Below are 10,793 nucleotides of genomic sequence, written 5' to 3' on the forward strand. Positions count from 1 at the left end.
AGGGCGCGGACTTTTGCGGCTTTCGCTGTCATGACCCACCCCAGTGGATTTTTTTGAAGAAAATGCGGCACAGGGTGACCCGATTGCGCGTTCCAGGCGTCCTGGTTTCTGAGAGCTTTCATTGATTGCCATCGGATTCCACAGACTGTTTCACGCCATGTACCCTTCTTCCTTCCCGCGCCCCGTGCGCCATTCTCTCGCGCCGACCGTGATCGCCCGTGCCGTGCACTGGGCCTTGTGCGCCGGCACCATCGCCGCGCTGCCGCTGGCTGCCACGGCGGTGCACGCCCAGGTGGCGGACCTGCGCAGCTACGACATTCCGGCCGGCCCGCTTGACACGGCCTTGCGCAGTGCCGCGGCCCAGGCGGGCGTGGCACTGACCTTCACGCCCGAGCAGACCGCAGGCCGGAACAGCCCCGGCCTGCGTGGCCGCTACACGGTGGACGGCGCCCTGGGGGCGCTGCTGGCAGGCACCGACTGGCAGGCGGTGCGCCAGAGCAATGGCGGCTGGGCCCTGCGCCGGGTGGAACCAGCCCGTCCGGCCGCCGGTGCCGAGGCGCTGGCCCCGGTGACCGTCACCGCGGCCGCGCTGAACGGCCCGGTGGCCGAGCAGGCCTATACCCCCAGCGGACCGGTGTCCACCGCTACGCGCATGGGCCTGACGCTGCGCGAGACGCCGCAGTCGGTGAGCGTGGTGACGCGCCAGCTGATGGACGACATGGCACTGACCGCCATGCCCGATGTGCTGGAGAAGACGCCCGGCATCACCGTGGGCCGCAATGACAGCGAGCGCTACACCTTCTATTCGCGTGGTTTCACCATCGAGAATTTCCAGTTCGACGGTGTGCCCAACACCATGGACTCGGCCAACCAGTACACCACCTCGCTGGCCGACAGCGCCATCTATGAGCGTGTGGAGATCGTCAAAGGTGCCACCGGCCTGCTGACCGGGGCGGGCAACCCCTCGGCCGTGGTCAATCTGGTGCGCAAAAAGCCCACCAAGGATTTCGCTGCGTCGGTGGAAGTAGGGGCCGGCTCGTGGAACCGCTACCGCTCGACCGCCGATGTGTCCGGCTCGCTGAACGCGGCCGGGACGGTGCGCGGACGTGTCGTGGTGGCCGGCCAGAATGCCGAGTCCAACGTGGACTACTACAGCCGGGACACGCGCAACTTCTACGCCATCGTCGAGGCCGACCTCACGCCCGATACGCTGCTGAGTGTGGGTTTTGACTACATGCAGTCCAAGGCCGATGGCGCCACCTTCGGCCACCTGCCGCTGTTCTACAGCGATGGCACGCGCACCGATTTCAGCCGATCGGTCAACCCGGCGGCACGCTGGTCCTACTGGAACAACGACAGCCGCAACCTGTTTGCCAGCCTGAAGCATGACTTTGGCGGTGGTTGGGTGCTGGATGCCTCGGCCAGCCACCTCAAGCAGTCGCGCGATGTGGTGTATGGCGCGGCCTACAACGGCACGGTGAACCCGGTGACGGGCGCGGGCATCCGCATGATTGCGGGCACCATCCCCACGCAGACCGACGTCAACACCTTCAACGCGGCATTGAATGGCAAGTTCGAGCTGCTGGGCCGCACGCACGATGTGATGCTGGGCGCGGGCACTTCACGCCAGCACCGGGCGGCCCAGATGTCGGGCACGGTCTGGACGAACATCCCCAACTACTTTGAATGGGACGGCAACATTGCCCAGCCCGCGTTCACGCGCACTGCGGACCGCGAGATCGTGGTGGTGGAAAAAGGCCTGTCGGCGGCCACCCGGCTGCGGCCCACGGACGATCTGTCGGTGATTCTGGGCGCCCGCGCCAGCTGGTACGACATGATGGACACCAACATTGCGCTGGCCACGGGCAAGACCAGCCTGAACAACGACCTGCAGGTCAAGCACAAGATCACGCCCTATGCCGGCGTGGTGTATGACCTGAACCCGCAGTGGTCGGTGTACGGCAGCGTGACCAATATCTTCAACCCGCAGACTTACTACAAGGACGCGGGCGGCAATCCGCTGTCGCCGCTGACGGGGCTGAGCAAAGAGGTGGGCGTGAAGGGCGAGCTGCTGGACGGCAAGCTCAACACCAGCCTGGCGCTGTTCCACATCAAGCAAAAGAATGCGGCGCAGTACGAGGGCGTGAACGGCAGCACCGGCGAAGAGATCTACACCGCCATCGACGGCATCACCAGCCAGGGCCTGGAGGCCGAGCTGTCCGGCAGCATCGTGCCGGGCTGGAACGTGTTCGGGGGCTATACCTACCGCACGTCCAAGGCGCCGGCACAGCCGGATGTGGTGACGCCGGCGGTGAACACCAACCAGCCGCGCCACCTGCTGAAGCTGGGCACCACCTACCGCCTGCGCGGTGACTGGTCGCGCTGGACCGTGGGTGGCAATGTCACCTGGCAGAGCGAAACCTACTACCAGCAGCCTGCCGCACCGTACTGGCGTGCCATCCAGCCTGCGTACGCGGTGGTGGGCCTGATGGCGCGCTATGAGCTGGACAAGCACTGGTCGATGTCGGTCAACGTCAACAACCTGTTCGACAAGACCTATATGCCGGGCCTGGGGTCCTATGGCACGGGGGTGTATGGCGATCCGCGCAATGTGCTGGTGACGGCGCGCTACAACTTCTGAGTGCCCAGGGGGCCTCGGCCAACCCGGCGGGAGCTGGGGGCCGGCCATCCCATCAAAAAAGGAGCGCGGTGCGCTCCTTTTTTGCTCGCTGCGGCCAGGCCGCGAGGCGGTGGACGCTCAATCGTCCTTGCCGTTGCTCAGCAGGGCCTTGTAGATCACCGCGCCGACGATGGCGCCCACGATGGGAGCCACCCAGAACAGCCACAGCTGGCTGACGGCGATGTCCGGGCCGAACACGGCCACGCCGGTAGAGCGGGCGGGGTTGACCGAGGTGTTGGTCACGGGGATGGAGATCAGGTGGATCAGCGTCAGGCACAGGCCGATGGCCAGGCCGGCAAAGCCGGCGGCAGCGCGCTTGGCGGTGGCGCCCAGGATCACGATCAGGAAGATGGCGGTCATCACCACCTCGGTCACGATGGCGGCGGTGATGTTGTAGCCGCCGGGGGAGTGTTCGCCGTAGCCGTTGGTGGCAAAGCCGCCAATGGCCGCGCCGGCCTTGCCGGTGGCAATCACATACAGAATGCCGCCGCCCACGATGGCGCCCAGCACCTGCGAAATCACATAGCCCGGCAGTTCACCCCAGGAAAAGCGCCCACCCACGGCCAGACCCACGGAGACGGCCGGGTTGAAGTGCCCGCCCGAAATGGGACCCAGCGCATAGGCCCCGGTGACCACCGTCAGGCCGAAGGCCAGCGCCACGCCGGCCAGGCCGATGCCGACCTCCGGAAATGCGGCGGCCAGTACGGCGCTGCCGCAGCCACCCAGCGTGAGCCACAGGGTGCCGATGAACTCGGCCGACCATTTCTTCAGATTGCTGTGCATGCGCATCCTCCATTTGCAGTTGCCACAAAAACGCCGGTCCATGCAGGTGGTTGCCGGTACTGGCGCGGATCATAGGAAGTGGCCGCTCTTCGCGGGAGGGGCCAACTGTCAAGAAACGTCCCCATCGTGGAAGCCCAGGCTAGCGCATGTTGGTGTCAGCGTGTAGCAGCCAGCGTCTTGAAACTGTGGCGGCAGACCCTAAATGTGGCTGCGTCGTGGTCTATCGACACCAGGGCGTGGCGGTCATGCCACACTTGAGGGCTCGGTGGACCCCCACCCCGATTTCGCATTCACCAGAAGAATCCTATGAGCAAGCAAACCCATTCCTTCCAGGCTGAAGTGGCCCAGCTGCTGCACCTGGTCACGCATTCGCTGTATTCCAACCCCGAGATCTTCGTGCGCGAGCTGGTCTCCAACGCCTCGGATGCCTGCGACAAGCTGCGCTTCGAAGCGCTGAACGACAGCAGCCTGTACGGCGATCAGCCCAACCTGGAAGTGCGCATCGCCTTCGACGACAAGGCCAAGACGCTGACCATCACCGATACCGGCATCGGCATGAGCGCACAGGAAGCCATCGAGCACCTGGGCACCATCGCCAAGAGCGGTACCAAGGCCTTCATGGACAAGCTCTCGGGCGACCAGAAGACCGATTCCCAGCTGATCGGTCAGTTCGGCGTGGGCTTTTATTCCGGCTTCATCGTGGCCGACAAGATCAGCGTGGAATCGCGCCGTGCCGGCCTGGCCGCCAGCGAAGGCGTGCGCTGGACCAGCACCGGTACCGGCGACTTCGAGGTGGAGCAGATCACCCGCGAGCAGCGCGGCACCAGCGTGATCCTGCACCTGCGCGAAGACGCACAGGAATTCCTGAACGGCTGGAAGCTCAAGCAGCTGATCACCAAGTACTCCGACCACATCAGCCTGCCCATCCTGATGGAAAAGGAAGAGTGGAAGGACGGCGAGAACGACCAGCCCGGCGCCATGGTCAAGACCGGCGAATGGGAAGCCGTGAACAAGGCCAGCGCGCTGTGGACCCGTCCCAAGAAGGACATCACGGACGAGCAGTACGTCGAGTTCTACAAGGCCATCAGCCACGACTTCGAAGCCCCGCTGACCTGGAGCCACAACCGCGTCGAAGGCAATACCGAGTACACGCAGCTGCTGTACATCCCGGCCAAGGCCCCGTTCGACCTGTACCAGCGCGACAAGCACGCCGGCATCAAGCTGTATGTGAAGCGTGTCTTCATCATGGACGACGCCGAAGCGCTGATGCCCCAGTACCTGCGCTTTGTGAAGGGCGTGATCGACTCCGCCGACCTGCCCCTGAACGTGAGCCGCGAGCTGCTGCAGGAAAGCCGCGACGTGAAGCTGATCCGCGACGGCTCGGTCAAGCGCGTGCTGTCCATGCTGGAAGACCTGGCCCGCCACGACAAGCACGAAGCCGCGGCCGATGCCGAGGTGACCGATGTGGTCAGCGATGAAGACAAGGCCAAGGAAGGCAAGTACAGCCAGTTCTATGCCGAGTTCGGCGCCGTGCTGAAGGAAGGCCTGGGCGAGGACCATGCCAACAAGGACCGCATTGCCAAGCTGCTGCGCTTTGCCTCCACCACGCACGACGGTCTGTCCACTTCGCTGGCCGACTACAAGGCGCGCATGAAGGAAGGCCAGGAGGCCATCTACTACATCACCGCCGACACCCTGGCCGCCGCCAAGAACAGCCCGCAGCTGGAAGTCTTCAAGAAAAAGGGCATCGAAGTGCTCCTGATGACCGACCGCGTGGACGAGTGGGCATTGAACTACGTGCAGGACTTTGACGGCACGCCGCTGCAGTCCGTGGCCAAGGGCGCCGTGGACCTGGGCAAGCTGCAGAACGAAGAAGAGAAGAAGGCGGCAGAGGAAGCCGCCGAAGCCTTCAAGCCGCTGCTGGCCAAGCTCAAGGAAGCGCTGAAGGACAAGGCCGAAGACGTGCGCGCCACCAGCCGGCTGGTGGATTCACCCGCCTGCCTTGTGGTGCAGGACGGCGGCATGAGCCTGCAGATGGCCCGTTTGTTCAAGCAGGCCGGTCAGGCCATGCCGGAGAGCAAGCCGGTGCTGGAAGTGAACCCCGAACACCCGCTGATCAAGAAGCTGGACGGATCGGTGCACTTCCACGATCTGGCGCAGATCGTGTTCGACCAGGCGGTGCTGGCCGACGGCGGCATGCCGGAAGACCCGGCAGCCTATGTGAAGCGTGTGAACGCGCTGCTGGTCTGAGCCTACGGGCAGGCCGTCCGGCCTGCCCCGTGGATCCCCGACCCCGGCCCCTTGGGTGCCGGGGTTCTGTTTTTTGGCGGGCTGTCCTAGCCCGCCCGCGCCAGCCGCCGGTCCCACAGCACCACGGCCAGGGTGAGCAGGCCCAGCATGGCGCCGGCCAGGCTGGCGCCGCCCCAGCCGGCCTGCAGCCAGGCCCAGGCACCCACGGCCGAGCCGCTGGCCGCGCCCACGAAGTAGGTGGTCATGTAGACCGCGTTGATGCGCGAGCGCGCCTGTGGTGCCAGGGCATAGACCACGTTCTGGTTGCTGATGTGCAGCGCCTGCAGTGCGCCATCCACCACCAGAAAGCCCAGCAGAAAGGCCCACAGGCTGTGACCACCCTGCCACAGCAGCGCCCAGCCCAGCAGCATCAGCATGCCGCCAGCCAGGGTGGTGGCCTGCTCCCGGCCCTGGTCGGCCATGCGGCCGGCCACATTCGCCATCAGGGCGCCGGCAATGCCGACGATACCGATCAGACCGATCTGCGTGTCGTTCAGCCCATAGGCCGGACCGGCCAGCAGCAGGGCCATGGTGGAAAACAGCACGCTCACCGTGGCAAAGCCCAGCCCGCCGATCAGCGCCCGGCTGCGCAGGCGCGGGTACTGGCGCCAGAGCTGGCCCAGCGACCGCAGCACGGCGCCATAGCCCAGCCGCACCGCCACCGGGGCCATGGGCAGGGCACGGGCCAGCAGCACGGCCATGGCCAGGGTGGCCACGGCGCCCACGCCGTACACCGCATTCCAGCCGCCCAGGCCCGACAGCACACCGGCCACACTGCGCGCGGCCAGAATGCCGATCAGCAGGCCGCCCATGACCAGGCCCACGGCGCGGCCGCTGGTGCCTGGCGCCGCCAAGCTGGCCGCCATGGGCACCAGCACCTGGGCAGCCACGGAGAACAGCCCTGTCATCCCCGTGCCCAGGGCCAGCAGCGCAAAGCTATGGCTGGGGCCGCTGAGTCCGGACAGCGCCATGCCGATGGCGGCCAGTACCATCAGGCTGAGCACCAGGCGCCGGCGCTCCAGCATGTCGCCCAGGGGAACGAGCAGCAGCAGGCCGAAGGCATACGACACCTGGGCCAGGGTGACGATGCTGGCGGCCTGGCCGTCATGCACGCCCAGCTCCTGGGCGATGGAGTGCAGCAGCGGCTGGTTGAAGTAATTGGCCCCGGCGCACAGGCCGCAGGTGGCGGCCATCAGCACCAGCGTGCGGGTGGACAGGGGCGTGGGGGGCGTGGCGGCAGACACGGGGGCGGCGCTCACAGCCACTCACAAAGGGCGCACGGCCGTGGCTTCCACCTCGATCAGCATGCCCGGCAGGGCCAGCTTGGGCACGGGAATCAGCGTGCAGGCCGGAAACGGCAGCGGCGGCTGGTGGGCCTCGCCCCAGTACTGGCGCAGTGCCTGCTGCCACAGGTGAAAGCGCTCCAGCGAATGGTCCACGATCAGCACCGTGAGCTTGGCCACATCGGCCATGTCGGCATGGGCGGCATGCAGGGCGGTCTGCACGTTGGCCAGGGCCTGGTGGGCCTGGGCCGCAAAGTCGTCCGGCAGTTCGGCGGCCATGTTTTCGCCCCCCTGGCCGGAGACAAAGACCCAGCGCAGCGGCGATTCCACCCGCACCACATGGGTGTAGCCGTTGGGGGCGGCGTCATACAGCCCGGGGGGCTGCAGGTGCTGCAGGTGGCCGCTCTGGGGGATGGGCAGGGTGGCGGGAGAGGGGGAAGACGGAGCAACAGCGGCAAGGGCCTGGGCCATGGAGGAGATTCCGAATCAAGAAGCGCGGGATGGGGGAGAGGGTGCCGTGGTGCCACAGCAAAGCAGCACCAAAACGGGTTACATTCTTCAACCTCAAGTTCACTTGAGGTCAATAGCCTGGGCCCATGTTTTGCAAGGCTTTTACGTACCGAAATCGACACATGCGAAAGGCTGTTAGCGATGTGGGAATCTACCGGCGCGCCGCGCCGCAGCTGTACGCAGCAGGCCGTGCCTGGCGAGAAAGCGGACGACAGTGGCACCGACGGCACGCTGCTGGCCGTGGGCGAGGTGGCCCGGCGCAGCGGCCTGCCGGTGTCCACGCTGCATTTCTACGAATCCAAGGGCCTGATCCACAGCGTGCGCACCGCCGGCAACCAGCGCCGCTATGCGCGGGTGGTGCTGCGGCGGGTGGCGGTGGTCAAGGTGGCGCAGCGCATGGGCGTGCCACTGGCCGAGATTGCGGCGGCACTGGATGCGCTGCCCCGCTGCACGCCCACCGCCCAGGACTGGCGGGCCTTGTCGGAACGCTGGCGCGGCGATCTGGATGACCGCATCCGCCAGCTGACGCAGTTGCGCGACCAGCTCGATGGCTGCATCGGCTGCGGCTGCCTGTCGCTGCAGGACTGCCCGTTGCGCAATGACAGCGACCAGCTGGCCCATGCCGGGCCGGGACCGCATTTCCGCTGAGTCCCCGCAGGGGGATCAGGCGGCAGCTGCCACGGCCATGGGCGGCAGGCGGTAGATGCGCCACAGCACCCACAGCGTGAGCGTGCCCATGGCGGCGCAGTACAGCGGCAGTGCGGTTTCCAGCCCCATGTGGTCGGCCATGCTGCCCAGCACCATGATGGGCAGCATGGAGCCGATGTAGCCAATCACCAGGTAGGTGGAAATCAGGCCGGAACGGTTGTGGGCCTGTGCCACGCGGTTGACCAGCGACATGCCGCCGATGTTGCACAGCCCGTGGCCCAGCGCCACGGTGAGCACGCACAGCGCAAACAGCAGGCTGGAGCCCAGGTAGTTGTTGACCAGCAGGATCAGCATGCTGGCGGCCAGTGCACCCAGCCCGGCCTGTGCGCACCAGCGGCTGCTGCGGGCGCGGGACAGGAACTGAAACCCGGCGGACAGAAACAGAATCATGCCCAGTGCCAGCCCGGACACGGCCGGTCCGTGCCAGGGCACCATGCGGGCCATGAAGCTGGGGGCCAGCGAGGCAAACAGGCTGAAGGCGCCAAAGGCCAGAAACACGCACATGCTGGCCAGCAGGTAGCGGCGGCGGTGCTCCGGTGCGGGCAGCGTGATCTGCGGCATCCAGCTGGGGGCTGCCAGGGCGGGGTTGGGGGTGGGTACGGGAACCTGGTGGCGGATGCGGCCCAGCGCCACCACGGCCAGCACCCCCAGCAGCAGCGAAGGCACATAGGCCGTCAGCAAAGGCTGTGGCAGCCACTGCGCCACCACGCCGCCCAGCACCGGGCCCAGGCCAAAGCCGAAGGCAATGGTCAGGCTGGCCATGGCGGCGGCGCGCTGCAGATCGCCCTTGTTGTTGAGCTGGGTTAGCCCCAGCGAAGCCGAGGTGGTGATCATGCCGGAGGCCAGCCCGACCAGCACCCGCGCCACGGCAAAGCTGGCGTAGTTCCAGGCCAGCGCACTGAGCAGCGAGCCGGCCGTGACGATGACCAGCCCCCAGCGCAGCACGCGGACAAAGCCGTGCCGGTCCGACAGGCTGCCCAGGGTCAGCAGGCTGAGCATGGCGCCGGCCATGTACATGGCATAGACCAGGGTGATGTCACTGGTCTGCAGCTGCCACAGGGTTTGGTAGAGCGGGTAGAGCGGGCTGGCCAGGGCGGTGCCCATGACGCCCACGCACATGGAGAAGCACACCCAGGGATAGGGGGCCCATTTGATTTGCATGATCGGACAGTGAGTAAGGGAGGCGGCAGGTGCATTTCCATGGCCCTGCGCCGGGTATGGAGGCGGTCGGTCGGTGGAAGACCGGTGCCTGCATACAATTAAAAATGACTTTTCGGTCAATTTTGTGAATTCTAAGGAGAAAACCCGTGTCTGTGCCGCGCACTGCTGTTTGCAGCCCTGATGCCGTCCCGGAAAAGGACGGTGCGCCCGTGGCCGAGGCGGCGTGCCGCCGGCGCGGGCCCAGTCTGGACAAGACGGCGCAGACGCAACGCCAGATCACCGAAGCCGCGCTGGCCATTTTTCTGGAGCAGGGCATCACCCGCGCCACCATGGCGCAGATCGCAGCACGGGCCGGCGTGGCCAAGGGCACGATCTACACCTACTACCCCTCCAAGGAGGCCTTGCTGCGCGGCGTGGTGCTGCAGGCGCTGGCGCAGTCGGCGGCCTACCAGCCGCTGCGGCGCCGGCCGGGCGAAACCGTTCAGGCCTTGCTGCGCCGCAGTCTGCTGCCGACCATGGAGGCCATCGAGCGCAGCGACCGTGGGAGCCTGGCGCGCCTGATACTGACCGAAGCCAGGCAGCACCCCGAACTGGCGCGGCTGTACAAGGAACTGGCATTCGACCCCTGGCAGCAGCATGTGCTGGGGATCTTGCGGCTGGCCTGTGAAGAAGGCGAGCTGCAGAGCCAGTCCCCCGAAGACTATGCCCGCTTGCTGGCCAGTCCGTTCTGGATGGGGATGGTGCACAACGGCCTGCTGACGGACGACCCGCAGCAGCACGTGGCTATCGCGCCCTTGATGGAACAGCTGATTGCGTTACTGTTTGCCTCACCCTTGCCTTCCTCCTCCCAGCCTGTCCGGAGCCTGCCATGACACCCCACACCACCTTTGCCATTCAAGACGCACAGACGGCCAAGGCCCGGCCGCATGCCGCCCGTTCTCTGATGACTGTGCTGGGGCTGGCGGCGGCTGCGCTGCTGGCGGGCTGCGGCTCGGTGGGTGCCGGGGTGGGCGTGGGCATTCCTGTGGGGCCGGTGTCGGTGGGCGTCGGCATGGGCAGCGGCGGCGTGAGTGCCGGGGTCGGCACCGGCTGGGGCCCGTTGGGCGTGGGGGTGGGGGTCAACCAGCGCGGTCAGGTGACGGGCAATGCCGGTGTGGGGCTGTCCACGGGCGTGGGCGGCGCGCGCGTGGGGGCCGGGGTCGGCACCTCGACCGTGCTGCATGACCCCGCCCGCGCGCCGGCACCAGCGGCGGCCACACCTGCCGGGGCTGCCACGGCAGAGCACCCTGCACCGGCCGAGGCGCCGATGCAGTGGCGCGATTCCAGCGGGCAGGTGGTGCCCACCTGCCGCGTCGAAGGGCGTTGCTGAGCAGCCTGCG

Annotated in this window: 9 protein-coding genes; 5 read left to right on the forward strand and 4 right to left on the reverse strand. The window is 66.8% G+C overall.

Annotated features, from left to right (window positions below; translation table 11 throughout):
* Window positions 1-157 precede the first annotated feature (157 nt).
* Window positions 158-2,641 carry a TonB-dependent siderophore receptor gene (locus tag QM470_RS16730; RefSeq protein WP_283340038.1) on the forward strand — a complete coding sequence of 828 codons (2,484 nt, stop codon included), beginning with the start codon at window positions 158-160 and terminating at the stop codon, window positions 2,639-2,641.
* A gap of 117 nt (window positions 2,642-2,758) precedes the next feature.
* On the opposite strand, the gene aqpZ is transcribed toward QM470_RS16730, so the two are convergent.
* A complete protein-coding gene (gene aqpZ, locus QM470_RS16735; protein WP_280012492.1) occupies window positions 2,759-3,463 on the reverse strand; it encodes an aquaporin Z in 705 nt (234 codons plus the stop codon).
* A 306-nt stretch (window positions 3,464-3,769) separates the two neighbouring features.
* Here aqpZ and htpG point away from each other — a divergent pair, with 306 nt between their 5' ends.
* The gene (htpG, locus tag QM470_RS16740) at window positions 3,770-5,713 is read left to right on the forward strand and encodes a molecular chaperone HtpG (RefSeq protein ID WP_283340040.1); all 1,944 of its coding nucleotides are present in this window, start codon (window positions 3,770-3,772) and stop codon (window positions 5,711-5,713) included.
* 86 nt (window positions 5,714-5,799) lie between these two features.
* Here the strand turns inward: htpG and QM470_RS16745 are convergent, their stop codons facing one another.
* The gene (locus tag QM470_RS16745) at window positions 5,800-6,945 is read right to left on the reverse strand and encodes an MFS transporter (protein WP_283340169.1); all 1,146 of its coding nucleotides are present in this window, start codon (window positions 6,943-6,945) and stop codon (window positions 5,800-5,802) included.
* A 72-nt stretch (window positions 6,946-7,017) separates the two neighbouring features.
* A complete protein-coding gene (locus QM470_RS16750) occupies window positions 7,018-7,506 on the reverse strand; it encodes a RidA family protein (RefSeq protein ID WP_283340041.1) in 489 nt (162 codons plus the stop codon).
* 180 nt (window positions 7,507-7,686) lie between these two features.
* On the opposite strand from QM470_RS16750, the gene soxR reads away from it, so the two are divergent.
* Window positions 7,687-8,193 (forward strand): redox-sensitive transcriptional activator SoxR, encoded by a 507-nt coding sequence (gene soxR / locus QM470_RS16755; RefSeq protein ID WP_283340042.1) that lies wholly within the window; start codon window positions 7,687-7,689, stop codon window positions 8,191-8,193.
* Between the two features lie 15 nt (window positions 8,194-8,208).
* Here soxR and QM470_RS16760 read toward each other — a convergent pair whose 3' ends face one another.
* The gene (locus QM470_RS16760) at window positions 8,209-9,414 is read right to left on the reverse strand and encodes an MFS transporter (RefSeq protein ID WP_283340043.1); all 1,206 of its coding nucleotides are present in this window, start codon (window positions 9,412-9,414) and stop codon (window positions 8,209-8,211) included.
* A gap of 146 nt (window positions 9,415-9,560) precedes the next feature.
* On the opposite strand from QM470_RS16760, the gene QM470_RS16765 reads away from it, so the two are divergent.
* Together QM470_RS16765 and QM470_RS16770 are read left to right on the forward strand one after the other, a co-directional pair.
* Window positions 9,561-10,286 carry a TetR/AcrR family transcriptional regulator gene (locus QM470_RS16765; RefSeq protein WP_283340044.1) on the forward strand — a complete coding sequence of 242 codons (726 nt, stop codon included), beginning with the start codon at window positions 9,561-9,563 and terminating at the stop codon, window positions 10,284-10,286.
* A gap of 71 nt (window positions 10,287-10,357) precedes the next feature.
* Window positions 10,358-10,783, forward strand: coding sequence for a hypothetical protein (locus QM470_RS16770; protein WP_283340170.1), 426 nt, complete (start codon window positions 10,358-10,360; stop codon window positions 10,781-10,783).
* Window positions 10,784-10,793 lie beyond the last annotated feature (10 nt).

This window comes from Comamonas sp. 17RB (assembly GCF_030056555.1).
Lineage (GTDB): Bacteria > Pseudomonadota > Gammaproteobacteria > Burkholderiales > Burkholderiaceae_C > Comamonas > Comamonas terrigena.

Excerpts from the sequence above, each read along its gene's own strand:
- QM470_RS16770 (WP_283340170.1), top strand. The coding sequence starts at position 10,358 with ATGACTGTGCTGGGGCTGGCGGCGGCTGCGCTGCTGGCGGGCTGCGGC.
- QM470_RS16745 (WP_283340169.1), bottom strand. The coding sequence starts at position 6,945 with ATGGCCGCCACCTGCGGCCTGTGCGCCGGGGCCAATTACTTCAACCAG.
- aqpZ (WP_280012492.1), bottom strand. The coding sequence starts at position 3,463 with ATGCACAGCAATCTGAAGAAATGGTCGGCCGAGTTCATCGGCACCCTG.
- QM470_RS16750 (WP_283340041.1), bottom strand. The coding sequence starts at position 7,506 with ATGGCCCAGGCCCTTGCCGCTGTTGCTCCGTCTTCCCCCTCTCCCGCC.
- QM470_RS16760 (WP_283340043.1), bottom strand. The coding sequence starts at position 9,414 with ATGCAAATCAAATGGGCCCCCTATCCCTGGGTGTGCTTCTCCATGTGC.
- htpG (WP_283340040.1), top strand. The coding sequence starts at position 3,770 with ATGAGCAAGCAAACCCATTCCTTCCAGGCTGAAGTGGCCCAGCTGCTG.
- soxR (WP_283340042.1), top strand. The coding sequence starts at position 7,687 with ATGTGGGAATCTACCGGCGCGCCGCGCCGCAGCTGTACGCAGCAGGCC.
- QM470_RS16730 (WP_283340038.1), top strand. The coding sequence starts at position 158 with ATGTACCCTTCTTCCTTCCCGCGCCCCGTGCGCCATTCTCTCGCGCCG.